Raw genomic sequence first — 24,705 nt, 5'->3', positions numbered from 1 at the left:
TCTTTTAAGCGTAGGGAATAAGGAATAAATATATGCAATTAACGGAAGAGCAATTGCTGGCAGCATACAAAAGAATGCGCGACATTCGTGAATTTGAGGACCGACTTCACGATGAAAATAATACAGGTGATATTCCAGGATTCATCCACTTATATAGCGGTGAGGAAGCGGTGGCAGTAGGAATCTGTGAAAATTTAACAGATAAGGACTTCATTACCTCAACACATCGTGGTCACGGACATTGTATTGCTAAAGGCTGTGACATTCACGCCATGATGCTAGAAATATTCGGTAAAGATGATGGTCTGTGTCGTGGTAAAGGCGGCTCAATGCACATTGCGGACTTAGATAAAGGCATGCTTGGTGCAAACGGTATTGTCGGTGGTGGCCCACCTTTAGCAATTGGTGCAGCTTTAAGTGCCAAAACCCTCAAGAATGGTGGTATTGGTCTATCGTTTACGGGTGATGGCGGATCAAATCAGGGCTTAACTTTTGAAGCAATTAATATGGCTGTGGTGTTAAAGCTTCCTGTCATCTTTGTTTTTGAAAATAACGGCTTTGGTGAAGGTACTGCACACGACTATGCCGTAGGCAGTAAAGACATTGCAGGTCGAGCGGCAGGTTTTGGCTTACCTGCTGAAAAGGTAGATGGAACAGACTTTTTTGCTGTGTATGAGGTTGCACAAAAGGCAATTAAACGTGCCCGCCGTGGTGAAGGTCCGAGTGTAATTGAAACGATAACTAACCGTTTTTATGGACATTTTGAAGGTGATCCAGGGCTTATCCGCTCCAAAGAAGAACTGGATTATGTCAAAGAACATAAAGACCCATTGAAAATATTTCGTGAAAAAGTCAAAGGTAAAATTGACGAAGCTAAACTGGACGCGATTGATGCCCAGTCTAAAGCCAATGTAGACGACGCCGTGGCAAAAGCACGCGCAGCTAGGTATCCAGAAGTCTCTCAGTTGCTTACTGATGTTTACGTCTCTTACTAAAGGAATAGTAAAAAATGCCAAATAAAAGTTATCGAAATGCGATTAAAGAAGCAATTGAATTAGAAATGCGCCGAGACCCAAGTGTCATTGTGGTCGGTGAAGATGTTCGTGGTGGGCATGGTGGCAAAAATACCGATGACAATAAACTGGAAGGTTTTGGCGGTGTACTGGGTGTAACCAAAGGTTTATGGACTGAATTTGGTTCTGAAAGAGTCATTGATACTCCGATTACAGAATCGGCGATTATTGGTATGGCGGCAGGTGCTGCTGCAACGGGTTTAAGACCTGTGGCAGACTTAATGTTTATGGATTTTTATGGCGTATGTTATGACATGCTGTATAACCAAGCGGCTAAATTCCGCTACATGTTTGGTGGCAAAGCCAAAGCGCCACTCGTCGTACGGGGCATGATCGGTGCAGGTTTTTCCGCTGCCGCACAACATTCTCAGTCGCCATATAACGTGTTTGCCTCAGTGCCGGGTTTAAAGGTGGTGGTACCTTCTAGTGCCTATGATGTAAAAGGGTTATTGATTCAAGCCATTCGAGATGATGACCCAGTGGTCTTTTGTGAACACAAGTTATTGTATGACTTTAAGGGCGAAGTACCAGATGAGGCCTACACTATTCCTTTTGGCGTTGCGAATTACACCCGTGAAGGCACTGATATTACCATTATTGCCTTAAGCCTGATGGTGCATCGCGCCAATGAAGTTGCTGACAAGCTGGCAAAAGAAGGTATTTCGGTTGAAGTGGTTGACCCTCGAACTATTTCTCCGTTAGACGAAGATGGTATTTTAGAGTCAGTGGCTTCCACAGGTCGCGTAGTGATTGTAGATGAATCGGCGGCGCGTTGCGGTTTCGGACATGATGTGGCTGCACTCATTGCACAGAAAGGCTTTCATTATCTTAAAGCACCAATCGAGTTAGTCACTCCACCACACTCACCCGTACCATTTTCACCCGTACTAGAAAAAGAATGGCTACCAAGTGTAGAACGCATCGAACAGGCTGTACGTAAGACGTTGGAGGCTTAGGATGAGCAGAATTAAAACCTTAGAAATCCCAAAATGGGGTTTGTCGATGGAAGAGGGCACGATTGCCCAATGGCTGATTCAGGAAGGTACGCAATTTAGTAAAGGACAGGAAATTTGTGAAATTGAAACTACAAAAATCGTTAATGTTCTGGAAGCACCTTTCGATGGCTTGCTACGAAAAATTATTGCTAAAGATGGTGACACACTTATCGTAGGTGGAGTCATTGCAATTTGTGCAGATGCAGAAGTTTCCGATGCAGAAGTTGAAGAGTTTGCACAGTCTTTAGGTGGAACACCAGCTGTAACAGAAAACAAAGCTGTAGAAACGGTTCCTGAAAAAGTAGCTGTAGCTCAAGTTGAAACCAAAGTACAAGCTGCTCCTAAACAGAACAGTGTTGGTAATGGATCAAAGATTATCGCTCAGGGTGGATATATAATTCCTGCTGCGTTACAGGGCTATCAGCAAAGTGATGATATTTTTGCAACACCACATGCCTTGAAATTGGCTGAAAAGCATAATGTAAACCTCGCTCAGATTACTGGTTCTGGACGTGAAGGGCGTATTAGTGTTCAAGATATTCAGGCCGCAGTCCAAGCCGCTGGTGGGGCTTGTCCAGATGTACGTCGTCAGGCCAGTACGAAAGCCGCCAAATCTAAAGCAGATGACAGTCAGGTTCTAGCGACACCTGTTGCCCGCCGTTTAGCCAAACAATGGGGTATTAATTTGCATGACTGCCGTGCATCTGGTTCACGTGGACGAGTTTGTAAAGAAGATGTTGAAGCAGTTTATCAGCGGGAAAATCCTGTACAAGCTCAACATGCTGATCATGCTGATCCAGCAGAGCCAGCGAAAATCACTACCGTTGCTATGAATGGTATGCGCAAAGCAATCGCTTCACGACTACAAGCGGCAAAACGCAATGCACCACATTTTCGCTTAACAATAGACTTAAATGTTGAGTCGGTTCAGGCTTTGCGTCAGCAAATTAACAGTACCGTACCACAAGTAAAGCTGTCCATTAATGATATACTGATTAAAGCTGCCGCCGCCGCGCTGATCAAAGTTCCACAGGTCAATGTGCAATTTGATGAAGAAAATCAGCAGATCTTACAGTTTGAACAGGCTGATATTTCAGTTGCCGTGGCCATCGAAAACGGACTGATCACGCCAATTATTAAAGCAGCAAACCTTAAATCTTTGGCACAAATTTCTAATGATATGCGTGATCTGGCGACACGTGCCAAGACTGGAAAATTAGCACCTGATGAGTTTCAAGGTGGCAGTTTCAGTATTTCCAATTTAGGAATGCTGGGTATTCAACAGTTTGATGCCATTATTAACCCACCTCAAGGTGCAATTCTGGCCCTCGGTGCAGCCGAAAAACGTGCTATCGTCGAAAATGATGAGATTGTTGCTCGTGAAATGGTGACAGCAACATTGTCATGTGATCATCGTGTTATTGATGGTGCATTGGGTGCTCAATTCCTATCGGCGTTTAAGCAGTTTGTCGAAAATCCTGCATTAATTTTGGTGTAGGAGGAAAAGACATGTCAGATACACAGTTTGATCTTGTGGTTATTGGTGCTGGTCCCGGAGGGTATGTCGCTGCGATTCGCGCAGCACAACTGGGATTAAAAACTGCAGTCGTTGAAAAACAACACTTAGGAGGGGTGTGTCTTAATTGGGGATGCATTCCAACCAAGGCATTATTAAGCGGGGCTGCGCTTGCGCAGCAGTTTAAATCCGCAGAGCATTTCGGCTTTACTCTTAACGCTGTTAATTTTGACATTCAAAAACTGGTCCATCATAGCAGACAGGTTTCTGAACAACTGGTACAAGGTATTGGTCAATTATTGAAAAAGAATCAAATTACTGTTTTCAATGCGACAGCCCAGTTTATTGCCAAAGAACAATTACAACTTACAGATGTAAATGGTCGGAAACAGCAAATTTCTGCACCACATATTATTGTAGCAACAGGTGCACATGCAGCTAATCTGCCTCATATTCCTGTAGATGGAGATCAAATCTGGAGTTATAAAGAAGCTTTAGTTCCAGAACAATTACCAAAGTCTTTACTGGTCATTGGTTCGGGTGCTATAGGCAGTGAGTTCGCAAGCCTATACCAAGACTTAGGCTGCCAAGTCACCTTGGTTGATATTGCAAAACAGATTCTACCTAGCGAAGACATTGAAGTTGCGAAGTATGTACAAAAGCAATTTGAACAGCAGGGGATGCAGGTTTTAACCGAAGCGACTGTAAAGAAAATAGAAACAGATCATGCTCAAGTACATTGCCATATTGAAACTGCCACAGGTGTGCAAATCATTAGCGTTGAAAAGGTACTTTCGGCTACTGGAGTAAAACCGAATGCTGAAAATCTTGGCCTAGAAGCTTTGGGGATTGAATTTGAGAATGGCTTTATTAAAGTCGACTCATGGTGTAAAACCAATGTTGTGGGCGTTTATGCAATTGGCGATGTCGCTGGTGCACCGTGTTTGGCACACAAAGCCAGTCATGAAGCCATTCTTTGTGTAGAGAAAATTGCAGGCCTAAGTCATGTACATGCTTTAGATCGTACACAAATTCCAGGCTGTATCTTTACCCATCCTCAAGTGGCCAGTATTGGTTTAACAGAACAGAAAGCGAAAGCTGCAGGCTTGAGTATCAATGTTGGTAAGTTTCCTTTGCAAGCCAATGGTAAGGCATTGGCTTTAGGCGATAGTGCAGGATTTGTTAAAACCATTTTTAGTCAGGAAACGGGTGAGTTATTAGGTGCTCACATGGTCGGACATGAAGTCACCGAACATATTCAAGGTTTTGCCATCGCAAAATGCCTAGAAGCTACAGATGAAAGCTTAGCACAGGTCATTTTCCCTCATCCGACTTTGTCTGAGGCGATGCATGAGTCGGTATTATCGGCGATGCAACGTGCAATCCATATTTAAGAAGTCGCAAGATTCTTAGGAGGCGAACCTAGAATTATTAGTTAATTCCTATAAAGCGAACTATAAAAACTCTCCAAGGAGGGTTTTATTTCATAGTTCGCTTTACTTTTTGGCGACTTCATTTTTAGCTTTAATTTCTGCTGAAAATTTCAAAATTAACTGCAATGACTACCTAACTATTAGAATAAGTAATTCAATAAGTGTTTAAATTTTATTAATTAAATTTATTTACATACAATTACATGACTAGTTAATATTAGAATTTACTTCTTTTTGACTAGTTAACTCTTAGAATGAAAAAAACTCAAAAAATTACCACAATTTCAAAATTAACTTTTATCGACAGGAATTATAGATAGGATAGTATTTATGAACTTATTGTCTGGTGTTCATGATTTAACATAATATACATTATACGAAATCAAGTAATCCAAGCATTTCATTTATTAATAGATTGTTAGTGCTCTTTTGGGTCTTTCTCAAAGTTAATTTCAACCATGTCTACAGAACTTTAATTTACTGAAAAACCCAATTCCACTGACGAGTCCTGATATTTTCATAAAACCTCAAACTCAATTCTACGGTTTTTCTTACGACCTTCAGGCGTTGCATTATCAGCAACAGGTTTACTCGCTCCCAAACCTTCAGTACTTAATGAATGTTCAGGAATATTTTTAGCAATAAGATATTTTTTGACAGTCTCAGCGCGTTGCTGGCTGAGGATAATATTTTTATTGACATCTCCTGAACTGTCGGTATGTCCAATGATCCGAACTTTCTTAGCTCCCGCTTTATTTAACGCAACCACCATTTCGTCTAAAATTTGTGTACTAGAAGTTGCCAAGATTGCACTTCCCGATTCAAACTCAATAATTCGGTTTTTTAAAGCTGCATCAATTATTTTCTGCTCAGCCTGATTGATAGAAAGCGCTGTATTTAAATGATAGTTTTCTGGAGTTAAACCCTGGAATTTTGCGGTGGTCAGGTGAATTTCATCAGAATGATCAACCTTGCCAGTCAGTCGAATATCAGTGCCTTTAATGGTCAAATTGCCCTTTTTAACCCTTTTAAGATCCTCATTAATCACCTTGGTTACGGTGTTTGACCAGTCACTAGGAGCTGTAACCTGCCGAATCTGAATTCGGTCGACAACATTTGGTTGTCCATAAGTCATATAAGCCCTAGTCAAAATGTCTGTTTTCATTTTTTCATTCGGTACTACACCCTCAATCACAATTGGCTGAGCACAGATACTAAAGCTTAGGCTCAACCCCATGACAGCTATGAAAAATTTAATTTGATTTATATGTTTGATTTTATTCATTTTATCCATCAATAAGTGTTTGTTTAAAAACTTGAATCGTATGTTCGAGACTCATCCGCTGCTGATTTAAATTTTGTTCTAATGCTGCTAGTCCTGCATTCTGTTCTAAATATGGCTCAATCCATTCGGCTTTAACCAAGGAAACCCAATGCTGGCTTTGCATATTTTGCCTAAGGATATCTCCCAGAACCGTACTATCTGTACCTTGAAAGCCACATAATAAAACGGGTTGTTCAGCATGCAATAATCCAATAAAGAGTTGATTATGCTGTTGCTGCATAAACAGGCCAATTAAATGGACCCAAAAGGCAGCAATTTCATAGCTATAACTCATATTATGAAGCGGTAAAATCAGAGTTTTATTTAAGCGTTTTGCTCCATATTGAATAACAGGCTGGAGTAATAGGCCAAGTGCAATCAGGGTTTGCACCAACTCATACACCGCCAAATCCATAAGTTTGGCCAGCGTGTTCAAGGTCTGATTATTATAAAAACTTTGTACATCTTCCTGGCTATACACAGGACTCCGATCAGCTAGCTTACTCAACTTATCCAGTAAAATATCCGGATTACGAATTGAGCGTATAACTCGATTACGCTGATAAAGATCAATCAAGGTGGGCTTAAAACGATACGGCAAATAAATCATATTTTTATGAGGCTGATCCATTTCAATGAGATGTCCAAGTACCATCGGAAAATAGCGACCTGAATAATCTTCACTACTGATCAGGTGGGCTACCAAAAGCTGCGATTCCTGTAGATTTACCAGAAAAAAATCCAGAGACGGCAAATCGCTATAATGCTGCTTGAAGTTTTTAGACTGCATCGCGTATTCCAGTGCTTCACTAATCCAGCGATCTAAAGACTGAATTAAGTGAGGGTGACCTTGCGATTTCAAGAAGTCGCCATGTGCTGGACATTTTCCATAATAGAAAGGCTGAGTTGATAATTTATACATACCAACCATCCTCACTATTTTTTCTCAATAAATGGATGCTCTTCATGGCGCAGTATCCCCTGCTTTTCCAGTTGCCAAAGCAGAAGCGGTCTGTCCATTGCTGATTGCAGACTGCGCAGCAATCACTCGCACCGCTTTGTTGGACATGACCTGATCAACCAGTTGCAAATTGTTATAACTGGCACGACCTCCTATAGAACTCGCCGTATCTCCGCTCACCAGACGAAAATTTACTTTTATCGCCAAGTTCGGCTGCTCTTTGCTCTGCCATAGCATTTCAAAAATATTTCCTTTTTGCTGGCGCTTTGCAGAATCAATCAGACGGTTAATCCCATATTCACCTGGCTCATCAAAAATAGTATGTATCTTCCCTTCTAGATCAACCACAGTAATTCGTGCGCCCGGAATAGTACCCGGATTCGGCCAAATAAAATTCACCCATTGTTGTATCCCATTTTCAAACAACATCCGTTGTCCATCAATCTCAATGCTATAGGACAACAGATTAGGATTTTCTAGAGGGAAAAACTGGAAATTTGACTGATTGGGAGCCATGTTATTTGAAGTCTGATTTAATTCTCCTGTAGCGACCCCATGCACCGGAGCAAGATAATTCTGGAAATTTGAAACAAAAGCAGGATGCAAACCTACTCCCAAATCCTGCCAGGTCTTAGTGGTCAGATGATAGCCGCGACGAATCACAAAAGGATCCAGATATTCTTTGACAAAGCGTGCAATACTGCCATTTTCACCAAAAATCTGGTTAATTTCTGTCGTAGTGGCCTGTAAGCTGGCCTGACTATTAAATGGATATTTGTGTGCCATACTGCTGGTAAATGGCTGATAAGCCTGTATTTGCCAGAGTTTATTAATTTCTGTCTGTGCTGGTGGAATCAGGCTTGAAAATGCCTGCGTGAGTGGAGCGACTAAAATCTTTTGCAGTGTTTTCTGATCAAGCTCCTGACTGCCGGCCAACATTTTTTCACTGACAAACTTCTGGCTCGTATTAAAGATAGAATTCTGCTCGTGAATAGTTTGACGAAGTAAAGCCATACTCGCAGGACCTATATCTCCAGAGCTTTTCAGATCATTAAACTGGCTACGCATTTTACCCACGGATTGAAGGTATTCATCCAGCAAGGATTTGTTTTGTAAATCATCCCGCTGACGAACAATCTGATACAGGGCCTGAAAATCTTTGGCAATCATGCCTTGAGACAAAAGAGAGCCTGAGTTTTGAGCTAAATGAACTTCATCACGTCTTAAAACTTTACGTTTAAACCAGGCCATAAAGCCTTTTTGCGGTATGGCCAGCTCTGCCTGTACTACGGGATTATCCCAACTGGTTTCCTTAGCCGCACGTTGTAATAGCTTTCTGATAGGCGAATGTTCGTTTTCTCCCAAGACATCCATCTGCCGGATCTGCTGGTTCATATCTGCTGCTTTTGCATAATGAATCCCACTGAGAAATTTGCGCCATTCGACAATATATTCCTGTTTGTACATATCGGTTAGCTGTTTACGGATCTGTTCCGGGCTACCGCTGAAACTGAGATCATCAGATTTAGATACATTCAGGACCCAGTCCTTGCTCTCTGTTGGATTCTGCGCTGCTTTTTCAATTGCAGGTTGAACATATTCATTCCACGCCTGATAACTATAAAGGCCAAGCACCGCATAACTACTCAGCATGACTGATTGAGTCTCATCATCCAGAATGTGCTTGAGGGTCAGAACAGGAAAACGTACAGAAGCTCGCATTTTAATTTCATTATAGACCCGATCCCGTGCCGAGACGCCCGTCGTTACAGCTGTTAAAATCTGCCGGCTTTGCTCAACCAGCATCGCATCAGAATTCAATTGAGGAAAATATGAACGATGCGTTAAAGTCATGGCATAGCTTAAGACCTGCTCAGCCTTTTGGATCATTTCAGTACGCGGCATTTCACCACGATGGCTCTCTAACCATAGGCGCCAAAAACGTGTCACCTGATTACTCAGATGCCCCGCCTCAATATACTGACGGTTACTCAACATCAAATAGGTTTTGAGCGCATTATAAGCATCTTGAGGATTTTGCTCGGAAGGCTCAGTGATTACCTGTTTGGCTTGAGCCGTCTGTTGTCCCGATACATTAATATAATTGGCTTTCAGGTTCTCTTTATTGAATTTAAGTTGCTGCAAATATTGGGCAATATTTTGCTGTGTCGGTTGCAATACCAGTAAATCCACACCTTTGAGATATTCTTTTTCGAGTTGTTCCCTGATCCGGTTGCCTTGATACAGGCCAAAACTATATTTTAATGGACGATCCTGTTCATAATGATCCAGTTGTTGTAGATGATTTTGCAGAATGAGTAAAGCATCCAGCTGTGTCGAGAGTTCAGGCCCATGATGTTGCTGCATTTGCACAACTTTATTCAAATCCGCCTGAATTTCGTTAATTAACTGCTGATTATTACGATATGACCAGATCCACAGACTCAAAACGATGGCTACCGTCAATAAAGAGCCTATAAAACTGATAAAACGCTGACGTTTCCGCAAAGGATTGATCTGCTGCCTGGCCAGGTTTTTATCTTTTAAAATAACTTCCGAAAACAGGTTTTTTAAGAAATATCCATGATCTTGGGAAATTGATCGTGTGGGTAAGCCAAACTTGCCTTCTTGGCTTTGAATCAGATGAAAATCTTCAGCAATCTGTTCAGTTTTAGGACTTTCAATCAGCCCTTCCTGTAAAGCGCTGGTAAAATAAAAACCACGAAATACCGGTTTAAACTGGTAAGGATTTTCCTGAAAAAGTGCTGAAATGAAAGTTCTTAATACCGGTTTTAGACTTTTAAACTCTAGCGGAAAGGTCATGACACTCGGTGAAATATACTGGGAATGCCGCCGTGATAAATGGGTGTGACTCACATTCTTCAAACCGTCATATAAGATACTATAATGCTTTTCAAATAGCTGAGCGGCATTTTCACTAGATTGAGTGTCATAAGCCAAAGTAGCCCCCCAAATCTGATCAAACTCATGCTCGTTATAACAATCAAAAAACTCCGTAAATCCGGCAATCAAATCCATTTTGGAAAAGATAAGGTATACAGGCGTCACGACCTCTAGTCGCTCAGTCAAATCCTGAATCCGGTTCCGCAGATTTTTTGCCAGTTGAATGGATTTTTCCGGGCTCTGGCTCACCAACTCGGCAATACTGACAATGACAATCAGACCATTAATCGGAGCTTTGGAACGGTTCTTTTTTAAAATATTTAAAAAGCCCAACCATTCAGAATGATCTTCACTGTAAACCGAATAACGTCCCGCCGTATCCAGCAACACCCCTTCGGTGGAGAAAAACCAGTCACAGTTTCGTGTACCACTTAAACTTGCAGATACCGTTTTACGGTGCGCATCTTCGAATGGAAAATTCAATCCGGAATGATAAATGGCCGAACTTTTTCCTGCCGCCGGATTCCCGATCACCATATACCAGGGTAATCCGTAAAGCGCTGCATTGCCTTTTTGATCACCCAGCCTGGATTTACGCAAGAGTTGGATCGACTGTTTCATTTGCTGGTTAAGCAGCTGTAACTCCTCTTTATTTTTATATTTATGATCAGCCTCAGCCTGTCTGGAGATCGCTTCAGCAAGTTCTTTGCCCTTTTTGCCATGACGATAATGTTGAATCAGCTCATAAATCCCCCAACCCATCAAAACAGCAATATACACAGCCGCCAAACTCCAGAACACCTGATCAGAGACCGTATTCATCATTGAGATAAGCACAACAAAGAAAGACAGGGCCATGATGGCTTTAGGATGAGTGACATATTGCCAGATATAACCAAGGAACGTATAAATTAATGTATTCACTATAATCTCTAATTTTTCTATATTTTTAAGTCGTTATGCAATTAAGGGTAGTGTTTCAGCATGTTCCGGATTTTTATTCTCACAATAGATATAGGTATGTGGCTGCTCCAGGCTATAAGCCATTGTAATAACATTGTCCCGCATTTGTGTGAGCAGCATTAATCCTAAAACATGTCCAAAACATTGTGTATTTCCTATAAAAGACTGAATATAAATAAAATACTCAGAAGAAATTCCAACCGGATTAAAGTTTTGCTGTAACTGTTGAAGACTCTTTGATTTTTTCGCCTCATCTAATAACAGCACAAAAGCCTGTTCTGTTTCCAGTTGAGCAGACAGGTCCAGCTGTTGCCCGATTAAATCTTTTTCTAATTTTTTGACATGATGACTCATTTTTAAAATTTGTACTGCTGTTATTTCTTCTAGAGCTACCTGCTCGGCAGTTAAGCACCAGCTGGCTGCATATTCTGAAGCTATATATTGCTCATGCTGCCAGAAATTTTCATCCACCCATTCCTGATCAATCTCGGAATCCGCCATAATGATCAGGCTTGCTTCCTCAGACTGCTGTGCAATATCTTGCAAAAGTGTCATACAGGCAGCATAAGCACTCTGCCTGGCAAGAAAATGGAATTCAATATGAACATGGTCGATCAAGAAGGCATAGTCATGTTCTAATTGCTGCAAAAGCTGGGCTTGATATGCTTGATCATCCCAAGAATGCACTAAACTTTCGGCGATTAATATATGAATATTTAAGCGATTTAACTGAGCGACCTCCTCAACAATTTCCTGCTTTAAAAGATCATCATTTTCTACTTTATAGTCATACTGATTCTCTGGATTCCAGCCGGGATGCATACGATATTGATAGGCAAATTCATTATCATAAAACAGTGCTGAGCGCTTTAATTGTTGTGCAATTGCATGCATGCTATGCGCATGCTTTTGTAGTTGTTGTTGAATTAATTGTTGTATACGCCGTTCCCGTGTATTGGAAAATAACTTTTCTTCATCTAAATCGGCTTTTTCTAGCCATTGGTCCAGCTCGGCAATACGATAGGATAAAAGTGGCAACCCAAAATTGTTAGTCAGCTGAAAATCCAGTTCAGGGCTTTTAAATTGTGTCATCGACTGTAGTATTTCTTCATTTTCCCCAAAACAATGCCAGGCAGCGCTGGATAAAATATTTAAACGATGATGCTCAACATCCTGCTCATTTTTGCTTTTATCCTGTTGCTTTTTATCATTTTTTAAAGCAGTAAGTTCTTGATTTTTTTGCTGCTGCAACTTTTCGTTTCGATAGTATTGAATCGTTTTATAAATAAAGTAGGGACTCAAAATCAGTATGCAAATGACAAATGGCAGTAAGATAAACATCCCGACCAGATCCATTTGTGAGGGATCATAATGGCTGTCTCTCCAGTAATAAATAACAACCGTACTTATTGACACAGCTATAGCCAAGAAAGCAGAGATGATGAGTTTAATCATGTCATGCTCCCCTTTAAATGATAAAAGGTATCGGCATTATGTACATCCTGTCTGGGCATGAGTAACGCCCCTTCACCCAGGGTCATTGAACAGCCCTTTCCAAGCTGGATAGAGGAAAGCTGTTCTTTATCCAGAATCAAACGGAGACTGACCTGTAAGGTAGGACTACACCAAGTACTGATGATTTGTTGTAATTTAAGGCTATATTCCCCTTGAGACAAAAATTTTAAATAATCCAGCCGTCCTAAAGGCCCAATAACAATTTCAATTTTTTCATCAACTTGTGTCACTTTTTCGCCACAAAAACTATTTATACCCAATAAAGTAGGCCGGGATTGGCTTAAATGACTTTTTTGTTGCTCATCCAGCTGGAACTGCTCCGGAATAAGTTGATTAATCTCAAAATCAAACTGAAAAATGCAAGACAGAATGGTTTTTAAAGCATATTTACTATTGTTCTGCCCCTGCATTAAACCGGAAAATTCAGCAAAATAATCATCTATGTGCCGTTGATCTTGCTGCTCTGTTACATACCCTGTTAAGGCATGTAAAATTTTCAGGTAATAATTATCCTGTTCAATTTCATAACGAACTGGCAAATGATAATTCAGGCAGGCATCTATATATTGGGTAGTCAGCTTATGATTAAACAATCCTAAAAAATGTAAGCTTTGTTCACGCTGTTGTCGTGCAGCATGTCTGACTTTATAGGTATAGGTATAAGGCAATACCCCCTGTATTCCGGTCAATCCGACCATCAAATTGGTGATCTGGATCCGACCATCTTGCAGATGAGCTGACTCGATCTCAGAAGCTGGAAAGTTCAGACTTAATGAGCTCAAAAAATAAAAGCTATTACTCCATTTCTGCTGTTTTGACTGTTCGGGCGCATGCCGAAATAGACGGGTTGCCTGAATCAGTTCAAATGCAGTTGGCTGTTGATACAGCTGATCAATTACAGAAGTTTCTTGCCACCAACGTTTTGTATGCATTGGTATAACTCCTGTTTTGATTCTGAATCCAGTACCGTCATCTCGACATAACTATTCATCTGAACTTTTAAGTTAAAAATATGGTTTAAAATCTGAGCAAAGATATAGACACTTGCCCCCCGGAAAACTTGGCTATCCAGCTGGATTTCAGCTTTAATGCCTCGAATAAATAGTGGGAATGGCTGATGGCTCATCAGTTTCTGCCCCAATGAAAATTTAATTGACTGAATTGTGTTAATAATGAGCTGATTTTCTTTAGATTGTGGCAAGTTATAAAGTTCAAGTAATTCTTTAAGATGACTAACCACATCCCCTTTTATCAGGGATAAATTATTTAAAGATAAATGCGAAATGATCCGCCATTGTTCGAGCTGTTTCTGCTGAAAACGATAGGGTAAGTTCGGCCGTTTTAATAGTCGAGCTTTACGCACCAGATGATTTTCATTTAATGACAGGCTGTTTTGTCCTTGATCATAACTTTCAAAAGGCAGGTCTCGATTGGTACAGAGTAAACGGGTACTGATAAAGTCAGAAGTAAAGGCTCCTGGCTTTAAATGTTTGGAAATAATCGAATATTTAAAGTCTATAGGATTGTTTTGATCGGCTGTGGGTGAAAGCTGATAAAAAAACTGCTGGTCATTTTGGTGATAATGACTCATTGCAAAAAATGGCAAGATTGGAAAATATAGCTGTTTTTTATCAATGGTTTCCCGTAAAAGATGCATCTCGGTCACACCATAAATCTGAAAATACTCAGGATGGTGGACATCACTTATCAGAGGATATTCGAGGCATTGATGATCAATTTTTTGTGGTTCAGCCTGTTTTTCAAACAGATTAACGACTGGTGTGGCAAAGAGTTTAAAATTTGCACTGTTTAATTCTGCATAATTATGGATAGCCGCCTGATCATTCAAGTTGGCTTTAAAATGAATTTTCAACTCAAACTCTGTTGGAGCCTCAGTTACAGCTTTTAAAAAATCCAGATTGATATTTAAGAAATTGAATTTTTCAGGAAAACAGAAATATTCAGTCAACAAACGATAGGCTTGATGTGTATGCTGATCGACAGGAAGAAGACTGTCTTCTTCAGCAAAGCCCATGACCTCGAACGGATTAGAAATATTGGTTTCATAAGCTTGATATTTGAAAGAAAACTGGGTGTCCGACTTAAAAATCGTATCTAGAAGCTGCAAGGGAAAATTAGAAATAGCATCCAGATATAAAGGTAATTTGTGTTGGGATAATAATTGATGCTGCTGGTTAAAAACTTCAAACTTCAAAATCAACGTTGCATTACGATTCAGATGTATATAGGCAGAAGGATGTGTTTTAAAGTTGACCTCCTTCAAATGTATGGGTAATAGCGTGACACTATTTACCGTACGATATTCACATTGCACGCCACGAATACTTCGCGCTTTCAGAACCGTATTTTTTGCAACTACATGTACTTCTTTTAAGCTTTTAATTTTATTTGTATCTTCAAAACTGATGATTGAACAGGCAGGAAAAGTTTTTAGATATTGAGGAAACATGATCTCAAAAATCGAACGGGTAAATATCTCATAACTATCATTCAGCTTTTTATCAATACGTGCCGAAATCAATGAAAATGCCTGAATCAACCGTTCAATATGTGGATCATCAATATGTTCTTGATTTAAAGCAAGGCGTTGAGCAATTTTTGGATATTTGTTGGCAAATTCTCGTGATTGTCGGCCAAATTCCTGTAATTGCTTTTCATAATAGGGTAATAAATCTTCAATCACATGCAACCTGCTTATTTTCGAGCCAAAATAACATATTGTTGTGTAGTCGGTTTGAGAAGCGCATCAAACATGACTGTTTCATATAAAGGTGAAATATTTAAGTAAGCAGAAATAGTTAAGTATAGGCTGCTCATATTATTTTCATTCATCAGCATCTCTACCTTGACCTGTTTTAAACGCGGTTCATGTGCACTAATCGATTGCGCAATAGAATGACAGATTTTGTCACGATCCATAGGATTCGCAGTTGATAGACCAACAAAATCAATAATGCCGAATTGCAGAATAGAGCTTTTAATCTCTGAATAATACTCAGCAGATTGCCCCAGATGCGTCATCCGGTTATTTAAAAGATCTTCGAGGTCCTGCGCTATAGATTGTCTTAATTCCTGTATAGACAAACCTGATCTAACTTGATCATCTGCAGGCAATAAACGCTCAAATAAACTGCTTCTAAATCCATAGGGATAAAGTCGATCCAAATTCATATTCTTATCATTTAATATTGCTATAGATAGAGATAAAGGCAGGTAAGTACCCACCTTTATTCGGGGCATGTAAATTAAGCCGCGTAAGAAGCGGTATTATTCGACAATGACCATTTTTTAGTGACTGCACCTTTTTGTGAACCATTAATGTCTTGCTGGTTATAAGTCCACTCGACTGCAGCATATTTCAGACCAAAGGTTTCAGTTGGTACCCCCTCCTGATTCACATTTGGAGTGACCTGAGACACCAGCACATGCTTGAGTTTAATCTGCAAATATTTGATGCGCTTATCACCATTTGCACGATAAAAGTCAATTTGCACCTCATCAAAGGTATAACCAGCAGAGCACGCTTCCCAGAGTTTCGGACTGGTTGCATCCAGGTCTTTAATAAAGACCATATCAGAATGTTCAACACGTTCTGCAGTATGCCCCCCTACACTGGAAGAAGTCGCAGATTTTGGCTGACGGATATGGTGTGCCCATGAATTCACTTCTAACCAGCTTTTATGTTCAGAATCACGTGATTCACCATCAACTTTATACTTGCCACGGAACTGGACGTAAATATCTTTCATTTTAATGATTTTCCTTTTATTATAAGTGCTTATAGTTATTCCACAATTTTAAATCTTATTGACTTGATTGCGGCAATTCAGTGACCAGCCTAAGTGATACAGAGAGCTCATCTAACTGAAAATGTGGTCTTAAAAACACCACAGACTTGTAGTGACCAGGTTCAGCTGGATTTTCTACAACTTTGATTGAAGCCTCACGAAGTGGATATTGCGCTTTTGCCTCTTGGGAAGCGCCGTCATCTAATAAAATATACTGAGATAACCAATCATTTAAAAAAGCTTCAACATTACCGGCTGAGGCAAAGCTACCCACTTTATCTCGCATCATGGCTTTTAAATAATGTGCAATTCGTGAAACTGCCATAATATATTGAATTTGACCTGATAAAGCTGAGTTAGCATTGGCAATATCATTGTCATATTTTCTTGCTTTTTGCACCGACTGGGCACCAAAGAAAGCAGCATAGTCCGTATTCTTACAATGTACCAATGGAATAAATCCAAGGTCACTGAGTTCTTTTTCACGACGATCCGTAATGGCAATTTCAGTTGGACATTTAAAAACAACTTCACCGTCATGGGTCTTGAAACTGTGTACTGGCAAACCTTCAACTAGGCCACCGCCTTCAACCCCGCGAATAGCCGCACACCAGCCATGCAGATCAAAAGCATTGGTCAAACGGGTACCAAATGCGTAAGCTGCATTCATCCACAGATACTGCTGATGATTGTCACCTGAAACTTCTTCTACATAATTGAAGCCCTCAGTGACTGTACCTTCACGTGGATGGTAAGGTAAACGACCCAATACATGTGGAATGGTCAGTGCAACGTAGCGTGCATCTTCACTTTCACGGAACGAACGCCATTGTACATACTCTGCTGTTTCAAAAATTTTGGATACATCGCGCGGGCGGTCAATATCGGTAAAGGATTCCAAGCCAAACATTGAAGGACTGGCAGCTGAAATAAATGGTGCATGCGCTGATGCAGCCACATGAGAAATTTGTTCCAGCAGGTACATATCTTCAGGAGTACGATCAAATTCAAAATCACCAATCAGTGTTGCATAAGGTGCCCCACCAAACGAACCATACTCTTCTTCATAAATTTTCTTAAACAAGGTGCTTTGATCAAAATCAGTGGCACTTTGAAAATCTTTAATCAGCTCTCTTTTAGTGGTATTTAGCATCCTGATTTTGATAAGAGAATGTGAAGGGGTTTCTTGGCAGAAATAATACAAACCACGCCAAGTCGACTCAACTTTTTGAAATGCTTCATGATGCATGATTTTACTGAGCTGTTTTGAAAGCATGATATCAATTTCTGCAATACGTTTATCAAGCGCCAAAGTCATATTTTCAGAAATAGTAATTGTTCCTGCCATGACTTCTTTTGCTAGCTCAGCTATCAAGCTTTTGGCACGATCATGTTCTTCTTCGGTGCGAGCAATTCGACTACGCTCAACGATTGAATCCAAAAGCGAAGGCTCTTCAAATGCAACATCCATTGCAGTTGCAGCATTATAATTATTCATTACCCGCCTCCACACTTATCTTCTGTACCTGGTCTGTATTTTTAAGCACATCATCCAATAAGTCTTCCAGACGTTCACTATTAGAGATTTTGTTGCGTAAATCTGTTAAACGTTCACGCGCCTCTACCAGCTTACGTAAAGGCTCAATCTGCTGCACAATGTTCTCGGGGCGAAAATCATTCATCCCATTAAATACCAGGTCAATGGCCATGGTGCCACCAGCTTCAGTTAAGGTGTTTTCAACCTGAAAGTTTGCTCTTGGAGCAAGTGACTCCATGACCTCATTTATATTTTCTAAATCGACATTAATAAATTTTTTGTCTTTTAATTTGGTTTTTTCCAGCTCTGAAGAAGCAGAAAAATCTCCTAATACTCCAACAACAAAAGGGAGTTCCTTAATTTCCTTACCATCACCGATCTCAACATCATAGGTCAACTGTACACGTGGTGGTCGAATGCGCTGCAATTTTTTTTGTATGCTTTCACGCTTGGCCATTGTTATTTTCCTTGTTAATTATTCTTTAATGAACCAAATGGATTGGAGCTAACTGTTTGGGTACGAGTACTGATATTTTCTGTTTTTTTGGCAGGCGCAGTCTTAACATTAGTTTTTGGTTTGGTATTTTTCTGGACATTTATGGTTTTTTTTGAGTTTGTACTTACCTGTTTCTTTGCTTTTTTAGAGTTTAAAGGATGTAGTGGTTTAGATTCCGCTGGAGCAAGGACAGGTTTTGCAAACTGAATATTCTCAACCAACAGTTTAGCTTGCGGATAAGTGGTTTCATTCAAGGCACGTACTTCAGTACTACGCATCTGTTCCAAGGCATCAGAGGAAATGGCCACACCTGCCATAAAACTCAGATCTGTTAAAACCTGACTGTCATATTGCTGACGCCGTAATTCATTAACCAAATTTAATGCTTTCAGAGGAGAGCCTAGCTCTACATAACGCTTGGCAATTTGTACATTTAATTCCTGCTGTAAAAGAATATTTTTTTTCGCAGATTTATCACAAAGTTGCTGATATAAACCGATTAAAGCAGAGTCAATCTCACCTGCTGCATCTGGATTGGCCTTGATACATGATCGCTTTAACTCAGTGGCATGTGCTTGAGGAAGATAAAAACATGCCATACCAGCAATAAGTAATGTAATGAAATTTATATACTTTTTCAAAATTAGCCTCAGTCTATACTTGTAGTTTTATAGTTCTTAAATGCCTAAATATTATTTTATTTGACAATCGTTTGGCGGATTTAACAAAAAATGTCCCAGATAAGTCAAGCCGAAAATGATTAACGGTATAAATTTTAGAAAAATTCAAAAAAGAGATAAAACTTTGATAAAAGATGCAGACTTTTTTTTATTTTTAAGTAGAATGAGCCAAAATTAATTCAATCAATTTTAGAAATTATCTAAATATTGGCTGAATATAAGTAGAAATATGAATATGTTCATAACAAGAAAAATACAATTACCCTTTGAAATTCACAAAGTTGGGTATTCAAGAAATGAAAAAATGAGAAACTCATGAATAATTTAAAGATTTTAATTTTAAAACTCTCTGACCATGCACGCCTTTGCCTTGAGAAATCAGCCAATACCTGTATCCAGCAAAAAAATTATGAAATTGAAATTGAACATTTTTTTCTAGAACTCTTGGTACATCCAGAATTAAATGATTTAAAAATATTATTAGAAAAGTATCATATTATTAAAGATCAACTTATTGCTCAGCTGGAACACAGCATTCACCAGCTGAACAAGGGAAATTCACGTACACCTGTTTTTGCTAAACCTATTATTCAGCTTTTGGAACAAGCGTGGTTACTGGCTTCTGCAGATCAGAATCCAGTGATTAGAAGCAGCCATTTATTGGTGGCTTTCCTAACCTCACCAGAGCTTTATCAGATTGCACTTCGGGCTTCTGCCCTATTTTCCCAGTTTCCGATTGATACCATGAAGCATCAGTTTCTGGACAACTGTCATAAAAGTGTCGAACAACTAGTTCTTGTTCAGCCATCTGATTCTTTACAAGACTCTTCGGCCACAATAAAGAAAACACCTGCACTTGATCAATACACAATTAATCTCACAGCAAAGGCGCGTCAGGGTGATATTGATCCGGTTATTGGGCGTGAGTTTGAAATCCGGTTGATGCTGGATATTTTAATGCGCCGCCGTCAAAACAACCAGATTCTGACTGGTGAACCAGGAGTCGGAAAAACTGCAGTAGTTGAAGGATTAGCGCTAAAAATTGTTAACGGTCAAGTCCCGGATGCACTTAAAACTGTCGAGCTACATGTATTGGATATGGGTTTGTTACAAGCGGGTGCCAGTATCAAAGGTGAATTTGAAAATCGTTTCAAACAAGTAATTACTGAAGTCCAGTCTTCCACTTACCCGATTATTCTGTTCATTGACGAAGCTCATACCCTGATTGGTGCTGGTGGTCAGGCGGGTCAGAATGATGCGGCGAACTTATTAAAACCTGCCTTGGCACGTGGTGAATTACGCACAATTGCAGCCACCACATGGGCGGAGTATAAGCGTTATTTTGAAAAGGATGCTGCACTCAGTCGTCGCTTTCAGGTCATCAAAGTTGAAGAACCAACAGAGCAAGTAGCTATCGACATGCTGCGAGCTATGGTTCCAGTGATGAGTCAACATTTTCAAATTAAAATTGATGATGAAGCTATTCGTACCGCCGTACATGCTTCACATCGCTATATTACTGGGCGTCAATTACCTGATAAGGCGATCAGTGTCTTAGATACTGCAGCTGCGCGAGTGGCTTTGAGCCAAAATGCCCAACCAGCTAAATTAGATCAATTGCAGGCTCAGTTGCATAATCTTAAACTAGAATCTCAGCTGCTTGATATTGAGCAGACAGTTCCCACACCAACCGAACGTATGGCTGAACTATCTGGAAAAATTCAGTCAGTTGAACAAGAAATTGACCAAGTACATAAACAATGGCAGCAAGAGCTTCAGATTATTCAGGAAATTCAAATCTTAACTGAGGCTAGATCATCAGACCAGCTCAATAAAACCTCCCAACTAAGCCAAAAACTAATAGATATTCAGGCAAATAACCCTCTGGTTTATGAGCGTGTAAATACTCAGATTATCAATGAAATTATCTCAGATTGGACCGGCATTCCTGTGGGTAAAATGCTGAATGACGACATTCTACAGATTCTTGATTTACAAAATAAGCTCTCAGAACGTGTGATGGGACAAGACCACGCTTTAGAGCAACTGGTTCAAGGTATTAAAACATCTAAAGCTGGTTTGGAAGATCCAGATAAGCCTCAGGGTGTATTTTTACTCACAGGTCCAAGTGGTGTTGGCAAAACAGAAACCGCTCTTAGCCTAGCTCAAGCATTATATGGGGGGGAATCACACCTGATTACTATTAATATGTCAGAGTATCAAGAAGCTCACACAATTTCCTCTTTAAAAGGTGCACCTCCGGGCTATGCGGGTTATGGTCAAGGTGGCATATTAACTGAAGCCGTACGCCGGAATCCTTATAGCGTGGTCCTTCTGGATGAAATCGAGAAAGCCCATCCGGATGTACAGGAATTATTTTATCAGGTTTTTGATAAAGGAACTCTGGAAGACAGTGAAGGCCGGTTGATTGACTTTAAAAATACCACCATTTTACTTACGTCAAATGTGGGTTCAAATATCATTATGCAAACCTGTTTAAATAAGGAAATTCAAGATTGGCCAAGTATAGATATGTTAATTGAACAGCTCAAACCAAGTCTTTACCAACAATTTAAACCGGCTTTTTTAGGACGGATGCGGATTATTCCTTATTATCCTCTTTCGGATGAGCTATTAATCCGGATTATTCAACACAAACTTGGGAAAATAACCCAAAGAATTCAACTGCAATATAAAGCTCAACTTAGTTATAGTGATGAAGTATTTGAATTATTGCTCAGTCGTTGTACAGAAGTCGATAGTGGAGCACGCAATATTGATCACATTTTAAATGCAACAGTTTTACCCGATCTGGCAAAAATATTGCTGGTTGCTATGAGCGAAAAACAGCTGCCAAAACTGATTCATATTGATATTCAAAATGGTAATTTTCATTATCATCTGGATACAGACTCATCACCTGCTCCCTCAAAAAGATCTAATAAGAAAAGTAAAAAAAATGCAGCTTAAGCTGCTGGGATAAAAATACACTTCATTAGGAATAACAATGACGCTGGAATTTGAATATTTATTGCAAAAAATTTCTACAGAACAACCTTGTGGGATGGACTGCTCATTTTCAAATGAATTTTCAAGTATTAAAAATGCAAGAATACAGGATGATCCCTTACTGGATCAAGGTGACTGGGAGGCTGAACCCAAACAGGCAGACTGGAATTTTGTAGAAACAAAGACTATCGAATTACTGTCTGAAAGAACCAAAGACCTACGCTTATATACCTGGCTGATTGAATCTTGGAGCCATCTGTATGGTTTTGAAGGAATTGCGCGAGGATTAGAACTTTGCCAACGTAGTCTGATGCAATACTGGTTACACTTGCATCCTGAAATTGAAGATGGTGATCTGGACCAACGTTTAGGATTATTAGAAGGGTTTATTGCTCAACTGCCAAGCTTGATCAAAGGGGTTCCGCTTGTTAATCAGGCGCCTTATTACAGCCTGAAAGATTATGAGCACCTTCTATATCAGAAGAATATAAAACGTAAACAACAGATTGAAGAAAGTGAAGAGCTAGAGAAAACTGATCAATATCAGGAACAATTTAAACAACTCCTCTTCAATACACCTAACATGCTACAGCAGCAAAACTATCAGTATTTGCTGGATATTGAGAATCAATGGCAATGTTTCAAGACTGTCCTGGATGGTCTACTTGGCCTAGAGGGGCCAAGTTTTTCTGCAACAGATGCCCAAATCGAATCTATTCTGTCTAGTATTCAGCGTATTTATAAACAAGAGTCCTCTTCTGCATCTTTATCTCGAGTTGCAGCACCCTCTTTAGAAAGCAATCTAAATACTCAAACAAATGCCGAGCTTCTTGCAAATCAGATTGTCCAACCGTTTCAGTTTTCTGTGCAATTTAATAATCAGAGCCATATTTTCAATCGGGAACAAGCCCTAAAGGCCTTACAGGACATTGCTGATTATTTTCAGATGAATGAGCCGCACAGTCCCGTCAGTTATATGCTTCAAAAAACTATTAAATGGAGTCATATGCCTTTACATGAGTGGCTGAGCCAAGTAATTAAAAATGAAAATCCTTTAGAACATCTATATGAATTATTAGGCGTTTCTGACAAAAATGAATCAAATAATGAGTGGTAAAAACTGAATGTTTAAAGCAGAAAAAATACTTTGGGGTGAGGGACTGTTTTTAAGGCCTCAACATTTTCAGTTACAGGATGCTTATCATGAGCAACGCCTGAATCATACCATTCGTGCAACCTCTCCTTTTGCTCATGGGATTCAGTCGATTGAATTTGATGAAACTCAGCTCGGAATGCAAGTACTGGCCTTAAATAAAGTGGAAATGATCTGGCAAGATGGAGAAATCTATCAGGCTCCTGCACAGGACTTATTACCTGAACCGGTACAACTCGATATTCTAAACTTACAGGGAGAAATGCAAATTTACCTGGCTCTACCAATGGTACAACCCAATAAACAGAATGTTAGTTATAGCGATCAAGCCCAGTCTAGCCGCTATCACTCACATCTCAGTGCAACCCACGACCTGTTTACTGATGCAACTACTGCTGAGATTACCCTGTTGCGACGTCGTGCTGAATTAAAAGTCTTTGAAATCAGTCAGGAACCTCAACATCAGATAGATGGCTATCTTTATCTTCCTGTGGGACGGATTAAAAGACAAAGTTCAGGCAATTTTATTTTTGATCATAAATTCATTCCGCCAATTTTACATATTCAGGCTAATCATAGTCTTTTGCTTAGCTTGCAGCGAACACTCAATATTATTCGAGCAAAGATCAAAACTATCCAGAGCAATAATCGTGAAAACGAACAAAAGCTGATTGAATTCCGCTCTGGTGATATTGTATCTTTTTGGCTGGTCAATGCTTTAAATACAGCACATGCCAGCTTAAATCATATTTTACAATATCCTATCATTCATCCTGAACGTTTATATAGTGAGTTGCTCAGATTAACTGGCTCTTTACTGACTTTTTCTACAGGCTATGAGGTTGATCAGCTACCTAAATATCAGCACTACCACTTATCTAACAGTTTTAGCCAGCTGGATACTATTCTGAGAGATCTTCTAGATACGATTATTTCCAACCGTTATATCGCTATTCCATTGAAAGAGACCCGCCCATCCTACTGGGTAGGAAGTTTGGAAAACGATAAGATTACTCGAGATACCCGCCTTTATCTGGCGATTTCAAGTAGCGTCATGCCTACACAAGATTTAATTGCGTATGTCCCTATCCGTTTTAAAGTCGGAAATACGGTGGATGTTGAACAGCGCGTGATTGCTGCCCTGCCTGCAATTCCGATCCAGCATTTAATTCAAGTACCTACTGCAATTCCAGTGCGTTCTGGTGTTAGCTATTTTGAAATTGAAGCAAATAATGAGCTGTATCAGCGTATGCTTGATTCAGAGTCAGTATGTATTTATATCCCGAACGGATTTCAGGATATCAGTATTGAATTAATTGCGGTCATGAAAGGATAAG

Annotated in this window: 18 protein-coding genes; 7 read left to right on the top strand and 11 right to left on the bottom strand. The window is 39.8% G+C overall.

What is annotated here, in order from left to right; translation table 11 throughout:
- Positions 1-32: 32 nt before the first annotated feature.
- From NI467_RS06710 to lpdA, 4 genes are read left to right on the top strand one after another with little or no spacing between them, the layout of a single operon-like run.
- Entirely contained in the window at positions 33-995 is a 963-nt protein-coding gene (locus tag NI467_RS06710) for a thiamine pyrophosphate-dependent dehydrogenase E1 component subunit alpha (protein WP_253152001.1), read from the top strand.
- Between the two features lie 14 nt (positions 996-1,009).
- Positions 1,010-2,029, top strand: coding sequence for an alpha-ketoacid dehydrogenase subunit beta (locus tag NI467_RS06705; protein ID WP_253152000.1), 1,020 nt, complete (start codon positions 1,010-1,012; stop codon positions 2,027-2,029).
- A 1-nt stretch (position 2,030) separates the two neighbouring features.
- Complete coding sequence (locus tag NI467_RS06700) at positions 2,031-3,566, top strand: 2-oxo acid dehydrogenase subunit E2 (RefSeq protein ID WP_253151999.1); 1,536 nt, start codon at positions 2,031-2,033, stop codon at positions 3,564-3,566.
- Between the two features lie 11 nt (positions 3,567-3,577).
- A complete protein-coding gene (lpdA, locus tag NI467_RS06695; RefSeq protein ID WP_253151998.1) occupies positions 3,578-4,978 on the top strand; it encodes a dihydrolipoyl dehydrogenase in 1,401 nt (466 codons plus the stop codon).
- A 556-nt stretch (positions 4,979-5,534) separates the two neighbouring features.
- Here the strand turns inward: lpdA and NI467_RS06690 are convergent.
- The 11 genes from NI467_RS06690 to NI467_RS06640 all read right to left on the bottom strand — a co-directional run bounded on the left by NI467_RS06690 (position 5,535) and on the right by NI467_RS06640 (position 19,167).
- Entirely contained in the window at positions 5,535-6,302 is a 768-nt protein-coding gene (locus NI467_RS06690) for an OmpA family protein (protein WP_374982203.1), read from the bottom strand.
- A gap of 1 nt (position 6,303) precedes the next feature.
- On the bottom strand, positions 6,304-7,263 hold the full coding sequence (tagF, locus tag NI467_RS06685) for a type VI secretion system-associated protein TagF (RefSeq protein WP_253151997.1): 960 nt from the start codon (positions 7,261-7,263) through the stop codon (positions 6,304-6,306).
- 42 nt (positions 7,264-7,305) lie between these two features.
- On the bottom strand, positions 7,306-11,130 hold the full coding sequence (tssM, locus tag NI467_RS06680; RefSeq protein WP_253151996.1) for a type VI secretion system membrane subunit TssM: 3,825 nt from the start codon (positions 11,128-11,130) through the stop codon (positions 7,306-7,308).
- A 33-nt stretch (positions 11,131-11,163) separates the two neighbouring features.
- The gene (locus tag NI467_RS06675) at positions 11,164-12,624 is read right to left on the bottom strand and encodes a hypothetical protein (RefSeq protein WP_253151995.1); all 1,461 of its coding nucleotides are present in this window, start codon (positions 12,622-12,624) and stop codon (positions 11,164-11,166) included.
- A complete protein-coding gene (gene tssG / locus NI467_RS06670) occupies positions 12,621-13,616 on the bottom strand; it encodes a type VI secretion system baseplate subunit TssG (protein ID WP_253151994.1) in 996 nt (331 codons plus the stop codon). The genes NI467_RS06675 and tssG overlap by 4 nt, the downstream gene beginning before the upstream one ends.
- Positions 13,580-15,388 carry a type VI secretion system baseplate subunit TssF gene (tssF, locus tag NI467_RS06665; RefSeq protein ID WP_151203075.1) on the bottom strand — a complete coding sequence of 603 codons (1,809 nt, stop codon included), beginning with the start codon at positions 15,386-15,388 and terminating at the stop codon, positions 13,580-13,582. Before tssF ends, tssG begins: the two co-directional genes overlap by 37 nt.
- Positions 15,389-15,399: 11 nt before the next feature.
- The gene (tssE, locus tag NI467_RS06660; RefSeq protein ID WP_151203074.1) at positions 15,400-15,876 is read right to left on the bottom strand and encodes a type VI secretion system baseplate subunit TssE; all 477 of its coding nucleotides are present in this window, start codon (positions 15,874-15,876) and stop codon (positions 15,400-15,402) included.
- Positions 15,877-15,950: 74 nt separating this feature from the next.
- The gene (locus NI467_RS06655) at positions 15,951-16,454 is read right to left on the bottom strand and encodes a type VI secretion system tube protein Hcp (protein WP_151203073.1); all 504 of its coding nucleotides are present in this window, start codon (positions 16,452-16,454) and stop codon (positions 15,951-15,953) included.
- Positions 16,455-16,509: 55 nt separating this feature from the next.
- Positions 16,510-17,991, bottom strand: coding sequence for a type VI secretion system contractile sheath large subunit (gene tssC, locus NI467_RS06650; RefSeq protein ID WP_151203072.1), 1,482 nt, complete (start codon positions 17,989-17,991; stop codon positions 16,510-16,512).
- Entirely contained in the window at positions 17,984-18,487 is a 504-nt protein-coding gene (gene tssB, locus NI467_RS06645) for a type VI secretion system contractile sheath small subunit (RefSeq protein ID WP_151206261.1), read from the bottom strand. Before tssB ends, tssC begins: the two co-directional genes overlap by 8 nt.
- A gap of 14 nt (positions 18,488-18,501) precedes the next feature.
- The gene (locus tag NI467_RS06640) at positions 18,502-19,167 is read right to left on the bottom strand and encodes a hypothetical protein (RefSeq protein ID WP_151206260.1); all 666 of its coding nucleotides are present in this window, start codon (positions 19,165-19,167) and stop codon (positions 18,502-18,504) included.
- Between the two features lie 354 nt (positions 19,168-19,521).
- On the opposite strand from NI467_RS06640, the gene tssH reads away from it, so the two are divergent.
- Genes tssH through tssK form a run of 3 tightly spaced genes read left to right on the top strand, consistent with a single transcriptional unit; the run spans position 19,522 to position 24,704 of the window.
- Positions 19,522-22,176: a type VI secretion system ATPase TssH gene (tssH, locus tag NI467_RS06635; RefSeq protein ID WP_253151993.1), complete on the top strand. Its 2,655-nt coding sequence runs from the start codon at positions 19,522-19,524 to the stop codon at positions 22,174-22,176.
- Positions 22,177-22,213: 37 nt separating this feature from the next.
- Positions 22,214-23,332, top strand: a complete 1,119-nt coding sequence (gene tssA / locus NI467_RS06630) for a type VI secretion system protein TssA (protein ID WP_253151992.1) — start codon at positions 22,214-22,216, stop codon at positions 23,330-23,332.
- A gap of 7 nt (positions 23,333-23,339) precedes the next feature.
- On the top strand, positions 23,340-24,704 hold the full coding sequence (gene tssK / locus NI467_RS06625) for a type VI secretion system baseplate subunit TssK (protein WP_253151991.1): 1,365 nt from the start codon (positions 23,340-23,342) through the stop codon (positions 24,702-24,704).
- Position 24,705: the final 1 nt, after the last annotated feature.

The sequence above is a fragment of the Acinetobacter sp. S4397-1 genome (assembly GCF_024129285.1).
In the GTDB taxonomy this organism is placed as follows: domain Bacteria; phylum Pseudomonadota; class Gammaproteobacteria; order Pseudomonadales; family Moraxellaceae; genus Acinetobacter; species Acinetobacter lwoffii_C.
This window is presented reverse-complemented; position numbering and strand designations above follow the sequence as displayed.